14 protein-coding genes and 1 other RNA gene are annotated in these 16,564 nt (G+C 62.6%); 11 read left to right on the top strand and 4 right to left on the bottom strand.

The window, feature by feature from the left end; translation table 11 throughout:
- The first annotated feature begins 2 nt into the window (after window positions 1-2).
- Together BN32_RS26785 and BN32_RS12005 are read left to right on the top strand one after the other, a co-directional pair.
- Entirely contained in the window at window positions 3-227 is a 225-nt protein-coding gene (locus BN32_RS26785) for a hypothetical protein (RefSeq protein WP_152343821.1), read from the top strand.
- A 142-nt stretch (window positions 228-369) separates the two neighbouring features.
- Window positions 370-1,587, top strand: a complete 1,218-nt coding sequence (locus tag BN32_RS12005; protein WP_040425665.1) for an extensin-like domain-containing protein — start codon at window positions 370-372, stop codon at window positions 1,585-1,587.
- 17 nt (window positions 1,588-1,604) lie between these two features.
- Here the strand turns inward: BN32_RS12005 and BN32_RS12000 are convergent, their stop codons facing one another.
- Window positions 1,605-2,246 (bottom strand): TetR/AcrR family transcriptional regulator, encoded by a 642-nt coding sequence (locus tag BN32_RS12000; protein WP_019198443.1) that lies wholly within the window; start codon window positions 2,244-2,246, stop codon window positions 1,605-1,607.
- A gap of 259 nt (window positions 2,247-2,505) precedes the next feature.
- On the opposite strand from BN32_RS12000, the gene BN32_RS11995 reads away from it, so the two are divergent.
- The 5 genes from BN32_RS11995 (at window position 2,506) to BN32_RS11975 (ending at window position 9,173) form a co-directional block, all read left to right on the top strand.
- A complete protein-coding gene (locus tag BN32_RS11995) occupies window positions 2,506-3,750 on the top strand; it encodes an HlyD family secretion protein (protein ID WP_040426368.1) in 1,245 nt (414 codons plus the stop codon).
- A gap of 42 nt (window positions 3,751-3,792) precedes the next feature.
- Window positions 3,793-5,385: a DHA2 family efflux MFS transporter permease subunit gene (locus BN32_RS11990; protein WP_019198441.1), complete on the top strand. Its 1,593-nt coding sequence runs from the start codon at window positions 3,793-3,795 to the stop codon at window positions 5,383-5,385.
- 58 nt (window positions 5,386-5,443) lie between these two features.
- Complete coding sequence (locus tag BN32_RS11985; RefSeq protein ID WP_019198440.1) at window positions 5,444-6,580, top strand: thiolase family protein; 1,137 nt, start codon at window positions 5,444-5,446, stop codon at window positions 6,578-6,580.
- Window positions 6,577-6,939 carry a Zn-ribbon domain-containing OB-fold protein gene (locus tag BN32_RS11980; RefSeq protein WP_019198439.1) on the top strand — a complete coding sequence of 121 codons (363 nt, stop codon included), beginning with the start codon at window positions 6,577-6,579 and terminating at the stop codon, window positions 6,937-6,939. Before BN32_RS11985 ends, BN32_RS11980 begins: the two co-directional genes overlap by 4 nt.
- A 428-nt stretch (window positions 6,940-7,367) precedes the next feature.
- A complete protein-coding gene (locus BN32_RS11975; protein WP_040426366.1) occupies window positions 7,368-9,173 on the top strand; it encodes an ABC transporter ATP-binding protein in 1,806 nt (601 codons plus the stop codon).
- A gap of 96 nt (window positions 9,174-9,269) precedes the next feature.
- Here the strand turns inward: BN32_RS11975 and BN32_RS11970 are convergent, their stop codons facing one another.
- Window positions 9,270-10,478 carry a GGDEF domain-containing protein gene (locus tag BN32_RS11970; RefSeq protein WP_019198437.1) on the bottom strand — a complete coding sequence of 403 codons (1,209 nt, stop codon included), beginning with the start codon at window positions 10,476-10,478 and terminating at the stop codon, window positions 9,270-9,272.
- Between the two features lie 414 nt (window positions 10,479-10,892).
- Between BN32_RS11970 and BN32_RS11965 the strand changes: the two genes are divergently transcribed.
- Together BN32_RS11965 and BN32_RS11960 are read left to right on the top strand one after the other, a co-directional pair.
- On the top strand, window positions 10,893-11,432 hold the full coding sequence (locus tag BN32_RS11965; RefSeq protein WP_019198436.1) for a FecR domain-containing protein: 540 nt from the start codon (window positions 10,893-10,895) through the stop codon (window positions 11,430-11,432).
- A gap of 6 nt (window positions 11,433-11,438) precedes the next feature.
- Window positions 11,439-13,343, top strand: a complete 1,905-nt coding sequence (locus BN32_RS11960) for a CHASE2 domain-containing protein (RefSeq protein WP_019198435.1) — start codon at window positions 11,439-11,441, stop codon at window positions 13,341-13,343.
- A 23-nt stretch (window positions 13,344-13,366) separates the two neighbouring features.
- On the opposite strand, the gene BN32_RS11955 is transcribed toward BN32_RS11960, so the two are convergent.
- Window positions 13,367-14,212 (bottom strand): LysM peptidoglycan-binding domain-containing protein, encoded by an 846-nt coding sequence (locus BN32_RS11955; RefSeq protein ID WP_019198434.1) that lies wholly within the window; start codon window positions 14,210-14,212, stop codon window positions 13,367-13,369.
- 155 nt (window positions 14,213-14,367) lie between these two features.
- Window positions 14,368-14,801, bottom strand: an RNA gene (gene rnpB / locus BN32_RS25620) — RNase P RNA component class A.
- Between the two features lie 152 nt (window positions 14,802-14,953).
- Between rnpB and BN32_RS11950 the strand changes: the two genes are divergently transcribed.
- Together BN32_RS11950 and BN32_RS11945 are read left to right on the top strand one after the other, a co-directional pair.
- The gene (locus BN32_RS11950; protein ID WP_019198433.1) at window positions 14,954-15,307 is read left to right on the top strand and encodes a YciI family protein; all 354 of its coding nucleotides are present in this window, start codon (window positions 14,954-14,956) and stop codon (window positions 15,305-15,307) included.
- 17 nt (window positions 15,308-15,324) lie between these two features.
- Complete coding sequence (locus BN32_RS11945) at window positions 15,325-16,560, top strand: RNA polymerase sigma factor (protein WP_019198432.1); 1,236 nt, start codon at window positions 15,325-15,327, stop codon at window positions 16,558-16,560.
- The last annotated feature ends 4 nt before the right edge of the window (window positions 16,561-16,564 follow it).

Raw genomic sequence — 16,564 nt, 5'->3', positions numbered from 1 at the left:
ACATGATTGCAGATTTCCGCGCGCGCGATCAAGGGCTGACCGCCTCACTCAATCCGGTGATCCTGTCAGTTCGACGCATGATGCGTAAGATCAGGACGGTTATCTGCCTAGAACATGCCCAGCACGATCGCGCCGACGAGGATGAGCGACGCATAAGCGGCAACGACGCTCAAAGGTCCGACGATGGTCATGGGTGTCCTCCCTTGGCTCAACGCTGGGTCATGTAACGCGGACGCTACCAAGACGTTCCCCGCCCCAAAAAGGCAGGCCAGCTGTCGCATTACCGGTCGCGGCGGGAGATCATGGTTAAAAAACTTTGAATAACAATGCGTTGAAGAGTCCTTAATTATCTTCGGTGAACTTGCGCGGATGACGCGTGGAGTTAGTTGGTTCGTAGTCGGCTCCCTTGTCCTCGTTGCGCTGGCTGGTTGCGGCCGCGGTTTCATGACCGCGGAACGAGAACCCTGGCGGGCCGAGGCAGAGAAGGCGTGCCTGAAATCCGGTGCGGTCAAGGAGACCGCGGATCTCGTCCGCATCGATCCGATTTCCGGACCGGGCGCCTGCGGCGCCGAATTTCCGTTGAAAGTGGTCGCGCTCGGTGACCCGATGAGCAGCCTCGGTTATGCGGACGATCTGCGTCCGCCCGGAAGCATCGGCAATCAGCCGCGCTGGCCGGTGTCGCAGCAGCCTTCGTCCTATCAACAGCCGTCATACGCGTCGCAGCCGCCGTCGTATCCATCGCAGCAGCCGTATCAGGCGCAGCGTCCCTATCCATCGCAGTCCGGCGCGCCCATGCAGCTGAACGCGCCGGGTGTCGCGCCGCCTAACGAGGAAGATATCGAGGCCGCATCCGACGCACCGTCGCCTGCACCCAGCCGCGCGCCGCGCGCACCTTACGCCGCGCAGCCGTATCCTCCCGCGAGCCAGCCCTACACGCCGCCGCGTCTCGGCCCGTCGCAGGGATCTGCGGTGAACAGGTTCGGTTCGGTCACGCTCAAACCCGCCGCGACGCTGGCCTGTCCGATTGTGTCCGCGCTCGACCGCTGGCTGGCGGACTCTGTTCAGCCCGCCGCGCAACGCTGGTTCGGTTCTCCGGTCGCGGAAATCAGACAGATCTCGGCTTACTCATGCCGCGGCATGAACGGCAACTCGCGCTCGCGTATTTCAGAACACGCCTTCGGCAACGCGCTCGACATCGCGTCGTTCACGCTTGCGGACGGAAGGCGCATTTCGGTCAAGGACGGCTGGAAAGGCTTGCCGGAAGAACAGGGATTCCTGCGCGATATTCAGGGCGCAGCGTGCCAGCAGTTCAACACCGTGCTGGCGCCGGGTTCGAACGTCTACCACTACGATCACATTCACGTCGACCTGATGCGTCGCGCAAGCGGCCGCGTTATCTGCCAGCCCGCCGCCGTGTCGGGCGAGGAGATTGCGTCGCGCGCGGCGCCGCGCGGCGGATATGCGGGACGCGATAACGGCATCACCGGCTCGATCGGGAACAGGGTCAAGAGCGTCTTCGCACGCGGCCCGCTATCGAAGGAAGACCGGGAGTCGATCGAAGACGAGTCCCGCGTCAGGGAGCGCTGATTTCAGCCGCTTTTGTTTCAGCTTTTTTTGGGGGCACGATAGCCGGCGAGGAAGAGCCGCGTTGCGCTGTCGACCACCGTTGCGATCTGTTCCTTCGTCGGCGCAGGCTTGGCCTGAAAGACGTAGGGCTGGAACAAGGTCGCCTGACACATCATCATGAACTGCATCGCGGCCAGTTCGCAGTCGTCAATCGCAAGTTCCTTCACCTTCACCCGTGCCCTGAGGTACTCGGCCATGAGGTGATTGGTGTGGGCGATCACGCGGTCATAAAACCGGCGGCCGACATCTGGCATCCGTTCCGCGATGGCCATCACGGTTCTGACCGCCGAACCGCCATCCGGCCGGCACACGATTTCGATATAGGCGCGGCCGAAAGCGCGCAGGCTGGTTTCGGCGTCTAGCGAGGGATCGAAATTGAACGCCGTCTTGCCATGGTCAAGGCTTTCCCGCTCGACAATGGCCTCGAACAGCGAGTGCTTGTCGGTGAAATAGACGTAAAGGGTGCCCTTGGAGACCCCCGCAGCCCGCGCGATCTCGTTCATGCTGGCGCCGTCAAAACCCAGATCCATAAAGACCCGCCGCGCGCCATCCATGATCTGGTGGCGCTTCGCGCTGTCCTCGTCGCCAGAGGCGACTGTAAGGTGGGTCTGAGCAACCATTTGTTTAGTCTGTTTTTTCGTTTGGCTGTGGATCGCACCGCCGGAAAGGGTGCGGGAGTACGGTCTACGATATCGAAGGATCGGTTCAAAATTACCATTGACCGAACCGTTCGGTCAATGGTAATTTTGCCGCATGCTGGGTCCCGAAGGCGAAAACGCTTTCGGAAAAACAACCAAAAGGCCCGCGCAGACGCTGAGGAATTGCCGGCGCGCGAGCGCCTCCCGGATTGCGCTGTTTTGATACTTTATGGAGGCCGCGATGGCCGTGCCTGCCCGAGACCAGGTCGCAAGGGTTGTTCACCCGGAGCCTGACGCATCCGAGACTGATGTATCGCGTACTGCGGGCATCGAGCAGCGTGCACGTCCGGTCGAGCAACCTGCGACGGATGCACCCGAGGCAGCGCCGCCCGCGGACGCGAAGGTCGAATCCGCGAAGCCGAAGTCTCCGACACGCAGGCGCGTTCTGGTCGGCGTCGGCGCGGTTGCGATCCTCGCAGGCATTTACTTCGGCTATCACTACATGGTCGTCGGCCGTTACATGGTCACGACGGATGACGCCTATGTCCGCGCCAACAACACGACGATGGGCGCGAAGATTCCCGGGCACATTGCAAAAGTCATGGTGGGCGACAACGCGCGCGTCGGCGCGGGCAATGTCGTCTTCATGATTGACGACGGTGATTACCGTCTGGCCGTCGAGAGCGCACGCGCCAAGGTCGACACCCAGCAGGCAACCATCGAGCGCATCGGACGCCAGGCCAAGGCGCAGGAAAGCGCGGTCGAGCAGGCGCAGGCGCAACTGGTTTCGGCAGAGGCCGCCATCAAGCGCGCGGAGGCTGACTTCGCGCGTCAGGAAAGCCTGAGCACAAAGGGCTTCGCCTCGAAGGCGACCTTCGATGTTTCGCAGGCCGGCCGCGATCAGGCTCAGGCCGCGGTGCAGGGTGCCAAGGCCGCGCTCGACGCGGCACAGACGCAAGTCGATGTGATCAACGCACAGAAAGCTGAAGCCGAGGGCCAGTTGCAGGAATTGCGCTCGGCGCTCGCTAAAGCGGTGCGCGATCTTTCGTTCACCACGGTGCGTGCGCCGGTCGACGGCATCTTCTCCAACCGCATCGTCAACGTCGGCGATTATGTGCAGCCGGGGCAGCGGCTCGCCAATGTCGTGCCGATCGACGACGTGTACATCGACGCCAACTACAAGGAAACGCAGCTTGGCCGCCTGAAACCCGGCCAGCATGTGTCGATCACGGTCGATGCGGTCTCCGGCCGCACCATCAAGGGCATCGTCGACAGTCTCGCGCCGGCGTCCGGTTCGGTGTTCACGCTGCTGCCGCCCGACAACGCGACCGGCAACTTCACCAAGGTGGTTCAGCGCGTCCCGGTTCGCATTCGCGTGCCGTTCTCGGTGGCGCGGGAAAACCTGTTGCGGCCCGGCATGTCGGTGGTGACCACGGTCAACACCAAACCCTCGCCGGACGGGGTCGATCCGATCGCCGCCCGATAACCGCGTGCGGGATTGCGCATCGCTGATCGCAGGGACAGTGTGATGGCGTCAAACACCGCATCGCCGACCATGGATGGCGCCCCGGCTGTATCGGCGCCGGAGGAAACGATCAGCACGCGCCGGCTGATTGCATTCCTGATCATGGTGTTCGGGATGTTCATGTCGATCCTGGACATCCAGATCGTTTCGGCATCGCTGTCTGAAATCCAGGCCGGTCTGTCGGCCAGCACCAGCGAAGTCGCGTGGGTGCAGACCTCGTATCTGATCGCCGAGGTGATCGCGATCCCGCTGTCGGGCTTCCTGTCGCGCGCGCTCGGCACACGCCTGCTGTTTGCGATCTCAGCCGCTGGATTTACCGTGGCGAGTTTCATGTGTGGCATGACCTCGACCATCGAGCAGATGATCCTGTGGCGTGCGATTCAGGGGTTCGTTGGCGCAGGCATGATCCCGACCGTGTTCGCGTCGGCCTATTCGGTTTTCCCGCGCAGCAAATTTCATATCGTCGGCCCGATCATCGGCCTCGTAGCAACGCTGGCGCCGACCATCGGCCCGACGGTCGGCGGCTACATCACCGACCTGATGTCGTGGCACTGGCTGTTCTTCATCAATATCATCCCCGGGATCGCCATCACCATCGGCGTGCTGGCATTGGTCGACTTCGATGAGCCGAATTTCGAACTGCTTCAGCATTTCGACTGGTGGGGTCTCGCTGCGATGGCCGGCTTCCTCGGCTCGCTCGAATACGTGCTGGAGGAAGGTCCGCGTAACGACTGGCTGCAGGACGAGTCCATTTTCTTCTTCGCGATCGTTTGTGTTCTGTCCGCGGTAGCCTTCTTTTATCGCGCGCTGACGCAGAAGGAGCCGATTGTCGATATCCGCGCCTTTACCGACCGCAACTTCGCGCTCGGCTGCATGTTCTCGTTCTGCGTCGGCATCGGCCTCTATGGCCTGACTTACGTCTATCCGCGTTATCTGGCCGAGGTGCGCGGCTACAGCGCGCTGATGATCGGCGAGACAGTGTTCGTCTCGGGAGCGGCGATGTTCGTCAGCGCGCCGTTCATCGGACGGCTGATGACCAAGGTCGATTTGCGTCTGATGATCGCGGCGGGGTTGCTCATTTTCGCGCTCAGTTCATGGATGATGACCGGGATCACGCGCGATTACGATTTCTATGAATTGCTGGTGCCGCAGATCCTGCGCGGCGTCGGCATCATGATGGCGATGGTACCGGTGAACAACATCGCGCTCGGAACGCTGGCGCCCTCGCGCCTGAAGAATGCGGCAGGGCTGTTCAACCTGACGCGCAATCTCGGCGGCGCGGTGGGGCTCGCCCTCATCAACACCGTGCTCGACAGCCGGACCGACCTGCATATTTCGCGGCTCCATGACAAGGTCACCTGGGGCAATGCGACGGCGGTCGAGACGCTCAACATGCTGACCCAGAAATTCCAGGGCGCGGGCAACGCATCCCTGATGGCGCTGAAGCAACTGTCGCAGATTGTGCACCGGCAGGCGGTGGTGATGAGCTTCGGCGATGCCTTCTTTATTCTGGCGTGCTTCTATCTTGCACTGAGCTTGCTCGTGTTCTTCGTCAACAAGCCCAACATGATGGGCCCGCCGCCGGACGCGCATTGAAGTCCTGCCGCGCTCGTGGCACATCAGTCACGGACACAGCAACGGCAAGCGCGGGCACATGAGCTTCATCAGCGGCGTCGGACTGACGGCATTCGGAAGACATGAAGGCCGTTCGACGCTCGACCTGATGAGCAAGGCAGCCGAGAGCGCGCTGTCCGATGCAGGCCTCAGGCGCGGCGACATCGACGGTCTTCTGACCGGCTATTCCACCACCATGCCCCATCTGATGCTGGCGACTGTGTTTGCCGAGCACTTCGGCGTGCAGCCGTCTTATGCCCACGCCATTCAGGTCGGCGGCGCCACGGGCCTTGCGATGGCGATGCTGGCGCATGAACTGGTCGAGGCCGGGGTCGCGAAGACAATTCTGGTCGTCGCGGGCGAAAACCGCCTCACCGGACAGGCGCGCGACTCAGCGATGAGCACGCTGGCGCAGGTCGGCCATCCCGATTACGAAGTGCCGCTCGGTCCGACCATTCCGGCGTATTATGGCCTGCTCGCGTCACGCTACATGCACGACTACGGCCTGACGCAGGAGGACATGGCGGAATTCGCTGTGCTAATGCGCAGGCACGCGATGCTGCATCCGGGCGCGCAATTCCACGACCCGATCACGATCGCTGACGTGATGGCATCGCGCGAGATTTCCTCGCCGCTGAAGCTGCTGGATTGTTGCCCGGTGTCCGACGGCGGCGCGGCTTTCATTGTCAGTCGCGAGCCGACCAGCGATCATCACGTGCGCATCAAGGGCTGCGGGCAGGCGCATCTGCACCAGCATGTCACGGCAGCGCGCAGTCTGTCGGATGTTGGCGCTGCAGTGGCGCTGTCGCGCGCGCAGGCGAAGGTCGGCGTCGATGTGCGTCATATCAAGTATGCCGGCATCTATGACAGCTTCACCATCACGCTTGCTATCCTGATCGAGGAGCTTGGCCTCGCCCCGCGCGGCGAAGCGGCTGCCCGCGTGCGCAACGGCGACTTCGGCATCGGCGGCGCGTTGCCGCTCAACACCCACGGCGGGCTCCTGAGCTATGGCCATTGCGGCTGCGGCGGCGCGATGGCGCATCTGGTGGAGACGCAGTTGCAAATGACGGAAAGGGCAGGGCCGCGGCAGGTGCGCGACGCTTCATTGGCGTTGTTGCACGGCGATGGCGGTGTGATGTCGTCCCATGTCAGCATGTTTCTGGAGCGGGTGCGATGAGCGAAGTGACCGAGCTGAGGGGCTGGACCGATGGCGCAGGCGCGATCCTGTATCAGTCGTGCGGCGCGTGCCGCCATCTCTGGTATTTCCGACGCGCGTTCTGTCCTTCGTGTGGCGATGCTTCGCCGCAGACTCGCAAGGCGAACGGCAACGGCGTGGTTTATGCCGTCACCCTGGTGCGCCGCGCGGCGACGCTTGAGGCCAAGGTCCATGTGCCGTATGCGATTCTGCTGGTCGATATGGCGGAAGGCTTTCGCATGATGGCACATGGCGACAGCGATTTGCGCATTGATGACAACGTCATCGCGGAATTCAGGCCGTTCGCCGGCTTGCGCACGCCGTATTTCGTCAAGGCCTGAGTAAAATTGCCAGCGTGCGGCGTGTCGCCGCGCTTACATTGCCGGATTTTAAACAGCCGGTACAAAATTTGCCGCAATTATTGCCCAAAAGATCATCAGCGGCTCACGCAACGTGAGTCTGCATTGCTCGAACGCGGGAGGATCGCATGGATTTGAAGTTTGCGTTTATCGCGACCCCGCGAGTCATGCGCATTCGCGCCTGGGCATCCGGATACCCCCTCGGTTAACCTCGCGGTCCTCCGCGTAAGGTGATCGGCTGCCATCGGTTCTCCGATGGCCTGCTTGAGGTCGTCCGGTTCGAGTTGTCACGAACCCTGCTGACCAGCTTCCACAACCTGATTCTTTACACGTGACGATTGCGCGCGGCGTTGCCGCTGCGTCGTCCATATTTCTGGAGTCGGCTTGCGCCTGCGCAGCCGAAACATGTCATGACTCATTCTCGTAACAAAAGGCCATCCGCCCTCCGTGCGGTGCTTCCGTTCGTCTTCCGTCACTGGCGCAATCAGCCAGTGCGGCTGTTCGTGGTCTCCAGCGGCCTGATCGGCGTGGCGGCGGCGGATGTCTTCATGCCGCTATTCGCGGGGCGACTGGTGGACGCCGTAACACTTGCGGCGACCAATCCGGCCGCTGCTCAGCGCGGTGCCATGATCGCATTCGGTGCGATCTTTGCGCTCGGTCTTGTGGCGCTGGTGCTGCGTCTGATCGGGTTGAAAGCCATCCTGCCGTTCACGCTGCGCATCATGTCGGATGTGGCGCAGAACGCCTTCGTGCGGATCCAGCGGTTCTCCACGGACTGGCACGCCAACGGCTTCGCGGGCTCGACCGTGCGCAAGATTACGCGCGGCATGTGGGCGCTCGACCTGATGAACGACACCATCCTGATGGCGCTGGTGCCGTCGCTGGTGGTGCTGGTCGGCTCGACCATTCTGGTCGGATGGCACTGGCCGGTGCTCGGCGCGGTGATCGCGATCATCACGGTCATCTATGTGGGCATGACGGTCGCGCTGACGGCGAACTACATCGCGCCTGCCGCGCAACTGTCGAACGCGCTCGACACCAAGGTCGGCGGTACGCTGGCCGATGCGCTGACGTGCAACGCGGTGGTGAAGTCGTTCGGAGCGGAGAACCGTGAGGATGCGCGGCTTGCTGGCGTGGTCAGCAAGTGGCGCCGGCGCGCGGGCCGAACGTGGTTACGCTACACCTATGTCGGCATTGCGCAGAATGCGGTGCTGGTCGTGATGAGCGCCTGTGTGATCGGCGGCGTGCTTCTCTTGTGGATGGCGGGCCGTGCCACGCCGGGCGAGGTGACTTATGTGGTGACGACCTACTTCGTTATTCACGGCTATCTCGGCGACATCGGCCAGCACATCAGCCATCTCCAGCGTTCGGTCAACGACATGGAGGAACTGGTGGCGATCCACGACGAGGCCATCGGCATTGCCGATGCGCCGGACGCCGTGCCAATGAAGGTCGCCGGTGGCGGCATCGTGTTCGACGATGTGACGTTCCACTATCGCGGGCACGACACGCCGCTGTACGACCGGCTTGCGGTCAACATCAAGCCCGGCGAGCGCGTCGGTCTGGTCGGCCGCTCCGGCTCCGGCAAGACGACGTTCGTCAAGCTGGTGCAGCGGCTGTACGACGCAACCGGCGGACGCGTGCTGATCGACGGTCAGGATGTCGCAAAGGCGACGCAGCAATCCCTGCGCAGCCAGATCGCCATCGTGCAGCAGGAGCCGACCCTGTTTCACCGTTCGCTGGCCGAGAACATCGGCTATGCGCGGCCGGGCGCGACCATGGCGCAGATCGAGGAAGCGGCGCGGCTTGCCAACGCGCATGAGTTCATCATGCGGCTGCCAAAGCGTTACGAGACGCTAGTGGGCGAGCGCGGCGTGAAACTGTCGGGCGGCGAACGTCAGCGTGTGGCGCTGGCGCGTGCCTTCCTTGCGGACGCGCCGATCCTGATCCTGGACGAGGCCACGTCAAGCCTCGACTCGGAATCGGAGGCCTTGATTCAGGAGGCGATGGACCGCCTGATCCAGGGCCGCACCGCGATCGTGATCGCGCACCGGCTCTCCACGGTGCGCAGCCTCGACCGCATCCTGGTGTTCGACCGCGGCCGGATCGCAGAGGAAGGGACGCACGCGTCGCTCGCCAGGCGTCCCGGCGGCATCTACCGCTCGCTGTTCGAGCGGCAGGTGCTTGAACTCGACCGCATGTCGGCGGCGGAGTGAAGCGAACGTCATTGCGAGCGAAGCGAAGCAATCCAGGACTTTAAAGGAAGGAACTGGATTGCTTCGTCGCTTTGCTCCTCGCAATGACGGTGGGGTCTAACGCAGGTTCGCCGTCTTGCGGTTGACGTCGCGGCTGTCCCGAAAGTCGTCGCCGTCGATCAGTGAGGGAACGAGGTGCGGCGCGACCGTGTAAACGGCATAGCCGCTTCTCGTTCGCTTGGCCTGATAGAGCGCCTGATCGGCACGGATGAGCAAATCATCTGGCGTCAGCTGTTCGTCAGACAGCAGGGCGATGCCGACGCTGGTGCCGATCTCGATGGTGTAGCCGTTGATGTTGTAATAGCTGCTGAGGTCTTCCACGATGCGGGACGCCAGCCCGGTCGCCTGTTCGCGCTCCGCCACGCCGGTCTGCACCAGAATGAACTCGTCGCCGCCCAGCCGCACCAGCAGGTCGCTCGCTCTGGTGAGGCGCGTCAGCCGCCGGGCAACCTCTCTCAGGATCGCGTCGCCGGCGGGATGGCCGTAAAGATCGTTCGCTGCCTTGAAGTGATCGAGATCGAGGCTGTGGACGGCGAGGCCGTAACCGCTGCGTTGCGCGTCGGCGATGATGGATTCGAGATTTTCATTGAGCCCGAGCCGGTTCGACAGGCCCGTCAGCGCGTCGAGCTGCGCAAGGCCCGCGAATTTTCGCTTGAGCGTGAGCTGGCTGACGATGGTTTCGTAAGCGTGCTGGATCACGTCGACCGCACCGAACAGAAAGATGACCGTCGTCAGTGCGAGACAGATGTAAATCACTCCACCCTGGATGATGCAGGCGATCGCCGGTGGAACGGAAACAATCAGCACACTGGTAAACGCAAGGCGTGGCCGATAGGCGACGCGCGTGATGGTGCCGGCGGCATAGGTCGACAACACTCCGACGATCAGCATGTGGACCGTTGGGTCCGGCAGCATGAAGCATCGCACGCCCAGCGCGCTGACGACGACGGCTGTCGCGATGCTTCGTACTGCAAATCGCGTTTCCCACACCGTAGCCGTTGCACGGGTGAGAGGTTCTGCTTTCGCCTCGCGATGATAGCGGCGGATCATCAGGATGCGTTCGGCTGAAATCAACAGGCCGATGATGGTCAGTGAGAGTACATACGGATCACCGGTCTGCGCGAAGATCGCCCAGCCAACCACGCACTGGCTGATCGCAAAGACGACGATCAGCGGCGTGGCGCTGAACAGGTTGCCGATCAATTCGACATAGATGCTCTCCGGGAGGCGGCGCTCGCGGAACAACAGCAGCGGTGAAAAAGTCATGCGGTCCGCAATTCATCAAGCGCCCGGTCTCGATGGGCCATCATCGCTTCTAGCGGCGCCGGGTAAAATGAAGGGTCCGCGGAAGGTTCAAAGTTGAGGGAACTGGAACCTTGATTGGGCGTGATGGGAAGGGAATCCTGAGCAGGAGGCTTCCCGCGGGCCGAGCCATGCATCCGGCCTTCATGAGGTGCGCTTCGGGAACAACCCCGAATGTGACGCGCTTCACACGCGAGGTCGCGGTTCGCGGCCACCTTGGGATGCGGTTGCATTCAACACGATGCCCGACGGCGCAATTTCTGTCTCCGCAGCGAGAAATTCGTGCTTAGGTTCCGCAATAAGGCCGCTTGCTGCATTCTCGAAATTGGAATTGCCGTTCCCTGGTGTTCTCGGATCAGGCGCAAGGAGGCATTCGTCATGAACAAGGTGAGCGAGGCGCTTCGCTATCTGGCGGGCGCCATCTTCGTCAGTGCGGTGTGTGTTGGCAGCGTTGCGGCGCAGCCGGTGGGCGCAGGCTGCACGCTGGATCAGGCGGCATTTGCCGGGCGACAGGTTCTGCGCTGCGCGGGAGGTCTGACTATCACCGTGGAGAGCGGTGCTCAATACTCGCTCCTCGATCGTGACGGGAACGGAAAAGCCGACGCTGCGCGTCTGAGCAGCCGCGCGTTGCTGCTCGACGCGCCCAAGGGCAGTCTGGGCAAGGCGGGCTTCCAGGTCCTGACGCCGCAAGCCATCGCAGCAGTGCGCGGCACGAAATGGGCGGTGGATGCAGATGGAAGCAAGACATCCGTGTTCGTCGCGCGCGGTCGCGTCTCGGTGCGGCGGCCGGATTCCGGGCGTGGCGTCGTGCTCGGCGCCGGTGACGGTGTCGATGTGGAAGCAGGCACCGGTCCGCTGACCGTCAAGCGTTGGGCGCCCGCTCGGGTCCAGGCTCTGATGGCGCGCTTCGGACAGTAGACGCCGATGAAGCGACTGCGGCTCCCGACATTGGCGGCGCTCGCTCTCGCGGGTTTGTGGGGACTCGGGCTCGGTCTGGTTCATTTGCGCGGAGACGCATGGTTCCTCGATCGTTTCGAAGCGACGATGACGGATCTTCGTACGCTGGTTCGCGGAAAAACCAACCCGCCTGATCTGGTGAAGATCGTTGCCATCGACGATGACGTGGTGCGGAAGGAGGGTGGCTATCCGCTTTCCCGCGCGGCTCTGGCCAGAATCATCGAGGGGCTCGCGCAATTCGAACCCAAGGTGATCGTGATCGATCTGCTTCTTGTCGATCCGGGACCGGAGAGCGGCGATCAGGCGCTGGAGCAGGCGCTGGGTCAAAGCCCGAGTGTGATTGCCGCCGCCGCGGTCTTTGCACAAGGCAAGCAATGGATTGCATCCGGGGATGACGGTCCGCTCGCGGGCGTGCCGAGCGCCGACCGGTTTCTGCTACCGTTGCAACGGTTCGTTGATCGCGCGGCGGTCGGCGTGGTCAATGTCGCGACCGATCAGAGCGGAACGCCTCGCTTCTTCCCCATGCTCTTCAGGCAGGGCAATCGCATCGAAGCGTCGCTGCCGCTGCGCGTCGCGGCTGTCGCCGCTGCGGAGAATCCCGGTGTAGAGCCGGACCGCCTGACGCTCGCAGGCAAGTCGATTCCGACAGATATCAGTCACGTTCTTCCGCTGAGTTTCTATGGCCCTCGCGGCACAATCCCGACGTTCAGCGCCGGGGCGGTACTCAACGGACAGATAGACAGCAAGGCGATCCGCGACCGGATTGTGGTGATCGGTGCAACCGTCACCGGCGGAGGTGACGTTTTCCCGACCCCCTTCGATTCCGTGCTGCCGGGTGTCGAAGTCATTGCCACCGCGATTACGCATTTGATCGCCGGCGACGGTATCGTCCGTAACCGGAACGTGCGGCTTGCCGATGTCGGCATTGCCGTTTTGCTGCCCATGATTCTCGTCGGCCTCCTGGCATGGCGTCGCAGCGCTGTCGCACTGATCTTGATTGCAGTCGTGTTTCTGTCCTGGCTTGGATTGAACTTCGCCGTGTTTTCGCGGGGCGTCTGGTTGAGTGCAGCACTGCCGATGGCCGCTGCAATTCCGCCGGTCATGCTGTTCGGCGCCGTGCAACTCTTGCAGGGAAGGCGGCGTGCGCAATATTTTGCGATGAGGAACAGTCTCCTCCAGCAGTTTCAGGCACCCGTCGTGCGAGATTGGCTGACTCGTCATCCCGATTTTCTTTCGGAGCCGGTCCAGCAGCATGCAGCGATCGTTTTTATCGATCTGTCCGGTTTTACGGCGCTGAGCGAGACGATGGACGCGGACGAGATCCGTGAACTGCTGAAGTCCTTTCATGCCTTGATCGATAAGGAAGTTGTGGCAGCCGGCGGTGTGATCACGAGTTTCATGGGCGATGGCGCGATGATCCTGTTCGGTTTGCCCGAACCGGGGCGTGGCGATTCCGCCAATGCAGTTCGTTGCTGCGTCAGTCTCTGCACCGGGACTCAAAGATGGCTTGCTTCGCTGCCGCCGTCGATCGCGGCGCGGCTCGGCTTCAAGGTCGGCGCGCATTTCGGGATGATCGTTGCATCCCGATTGGGCGGCAGAAGCTATCAGCACATCACCGCAACCGGCGATACCGTCAATGTCGCGAGCCGCTTGATGGAAGTCGCGGCGCGGCAGGGCGCCGAGCTTGCGATGAGCGCGGAAATGCTCCGCGCGGCCGGTGCCGACAACGCGTTGTCGGCGTCGGGTTTTCTCAGCGGACCGCTGGATACCAAGATCAGAGGGCGGTCAGGCTCACTGACGATCTGGCTCTGGAAAAGTGCCGCGCATCCTTTGCTGGATCACGCGCAGATAAAGCAACCGGCCAGTCTCTAAGCCGGGTTTGCAGGGCGCGCGTTTCAACGCGCTGGCACCGGAAGGGCAAAGACCTGACCGGGATAAATAAGATCTTGATGTCGGATTTGGTCACGGTTCGCCTTTAGAACGAGCGGGTATCGCATGCCCGTGCCGTAGGTGGCGCGGCTGATGCGCCAGAGGCTGTCGCCGCGCGATACGACGACGGAGGAGCGTGAGCCTCTGTCTGACGAAACGGGCGCTTGAGAAGATCCAGCGGCTTGATCCCGCCCGGAACGGTTCGCCACTGCCGTCTCCGGAACATTGGCCGGTGCTCCGGCGCGCGATTGACCCGCGGCTCCGAAACTCGGCTCCGTCGCGTCTAGCGCGACCGCCACGCTCTGTTCGGATGTCGCTTGCGTGCCGTCCGGCTGTCTGGATCTCAACGTCAGCTCGTAGCTTCCGGCGGGAAGCCGGGAAGGGGCCATGATGAATTGTCCGGACTGATCTGCGACCGCTCGATCATGCGGCTCTCCGTTACGCAACAGTTCCACGATCGCGCCGGGTGCAGCCCTGCCGGCGATGACTGCGTCACCCGTGCGGTCAATGCGGGCAATGTCGAAGGCGGGCGCGGATTTATCTGTGTCCGGCGGGCGGGGCGGTTCGGCGAGCGCGCCCGTCACGGCGTTTGCTTCAGTTTGTGCCGTTGCGAGCGCGGCCGAGCCCTCATCTCGCGCGCCCGGTGTTGGCGGCGCAATCGCCGGCGCGGCGATTACCGTTCTGGCTTCAACTTTGGCTTCAACCGGCGGCTCGCGCTGTGTGTGTGTGATGCCGAAGACAAGCGCGGCACCACATACCGCAACAAGCGCCAGAGACAGAAAAATCACCCGGCCCATCGATGTGGCTGCCATGGTAACCGCCCCTTTGCCAGATCGTGACTCGTCAGCCCCTCGGCAAGCCTGCGCCGATTTATTCCGGTCATCAAGTCCGCAGCTATTCGGTCAGCCGCTCGAACAGTCACGAATTGGCGAGGGGTCCGGCGTGTTGCGCCGAACCCCTCATTCTTAATATCAGCCGGCCTGTAAGCCGGGTTCTGTAGGGCCTGAATGGTTTGCACCATGCAGACGTGACGGCCATTCCTCTGGGACGCAAGTTGCGTTGCGCCTCGAGCAACCTACCCGGACAGCGGGCCTGACATCGCCCCGCGGAGTTATCGCTCGAGAGCGAACTTTCCACTGTGCTGTCCCTATTCGGTTTTGCTCCCGGTGGGGTTTGCCATGCCATCTCCGTTGCCGGAGATGCGGTGCGCTCTTACCGCACCTTTTCACCCTTACCTTCACCCAAATCCTTTCGGTTGGTGAGAAGGCGGTTCGTTCTCTGTGGCACTTTCCCTGGGGTCGCCCCCGCCGGGTGTTATCCGGCACCGTATGTCGATGGAGCCCGGACTTTCCTCCCCGGCGACCTTTCGATCCTTGCCGGAGCGGCCGTCCGGCCGACTGACGTCTGAGGACATGAGCGTTCCGGGCTGTCGCGTCAAGCCAAATGCGGCGCAGCCGGCCTCCGAAAATAATTTATCCTGAAGATGTCGTTCGGCCCTCGGCCCGTTCGTCTAGGTTTACGGCGAATGGCGCCGGTCAAACGGAGTGACCCAGATGCAGTATCTGTTGCTGATCTATCAGAACGAAGTCAACGATGCCAAGCGGACGGAAGCAGAAGCCAATGCACGAAGTGCGGAATATGGCGTGTTCACGCAATCCATCATCCAGTCCGGAAATTTCAAGGCCGGCGACCGGTTGCAGCCGACGTCGATGGCGACCACGGTGCGGGTGCGCGACGGTAAGACGCTCACGACCGACGGGCCATTCGCGGAAACGCATGAGCAACTCGGCGGCTATTACCTGATCGAGGCAAAGGATCTCGACACAGCGTTGGCGATAGCCGCCCGCATGCCCGGTGCGAAATATGGTTCGATCGAGGTCCGGCCGATCTGGGTCTATAACAAGTAGCGCGGATTGGCGGCAGGATGACGCCTGTTGAGATCGAAAACATATTCCGGAGCGAGGCGGGTCGCGCGCTTGCGACGCTGATCCGTCTCGTCGGAGATTTCGATCTTGCCGAAGACGTGTTGCAGGACGCGTTTGCCGCCGCACTGGAGTGCGGAGAGGTGCCGTCGAATCCGCGTGCGTGGCTGGTTACCACCGGGCGCAACAAGGCCATCGACCGTATCCGCCGCGAGACCGCGTTTCGCACGAGGCAAGACCAGATTGTTCACGAGACGAAATCGAGAAATACGGATGCGACCGGTGGCATCGGTCCGGCGGAAGACGCGATGGACGATGATGCGTTGCGGCTGATCTTCACCTGCTGTCATCCGGCTTTCGCGATCGAAACCCAGGTCGCGCTGACATTGCGGACGATCTGCGGTCTCACCACGGGGCAAGTCGCGCGCGCGTTTCTCGCCAGCGAGGATGCGATGGCGCAGCGTCTGACCCGCGCCAAGCAGAAAATTCGACTTGCTGGAATTCCCTATGAAGTGCCACAGCACGATGCGCTGAATGCGCGGCTGCACGGCGTGCTCGCGGTGGTCTATCTCGTTTTCAACGAAGGTTATGCGGCGACCGCCGGCGAGACGCTGATGCGGCCGGACCTTGCTGGGGAAGCCATCCGGTTGTGCCGTTTGCTTGACGTATTGATACCGGCACGGAGTGAGATTCGCGGGCTGCTTGCGCTGATGCTCCTGCACGACGCGCGGCGGACAAGCCGCGAAACCGCCGAAGGCGACATCGTGTTGCTTGAGCATCAGGACCGTGCGCTTTGGAACCGCGTCCAGATCGCCGAGGGGCTGGCGCTTGTCCAGCAGGCGTTGTCGGAGCCGGGCCGCCCCAATTCTTATGCGGTGCAGGCGGCCATTGCGGCGCTGCATGCGCGCGCGCCAAGTTTCTCGGAGACGGACTGGCCGCAGATCGCAGGACTCTATGAAGTGCTGGTGCGGATCGCGCCGTCGCCGGTTGTCGCCCTCAACCACGCGGCCGCCATCTCGATGGTCGACGGACCGGCCAAGGCGCTCGCGCTGGTCGACACGCTCGCTGCTTGTGGCGAACTCGACGGCTATGATCTGTTGCCCGCAGTTCGGGCCGATTTGTTGCGACGGCTGAAACGCGACGGCGAAGCGCGCGCCGCTTATAGGCAGGCGCTCGAGTCCACCAGTCTCGAACCGTTGCGGCGTTTCTATCTGCGCCGTCTTTCGGAACTGAGCTAGGGTC

Origin of the sequence: Afipia birgiae 34632, from assembly GCF_000308295.2 — a bacterium.
GTDB classification, from domain to species: Bacteria; Pseudomonadota; Alphaproteobacteria; order Rhizobiales; family Xanthobacteraceae; genus Afipia; species Afipia birgiae.
This window is presented reverse-complemented; position numbering and strand designations above follow the sequence as displayed.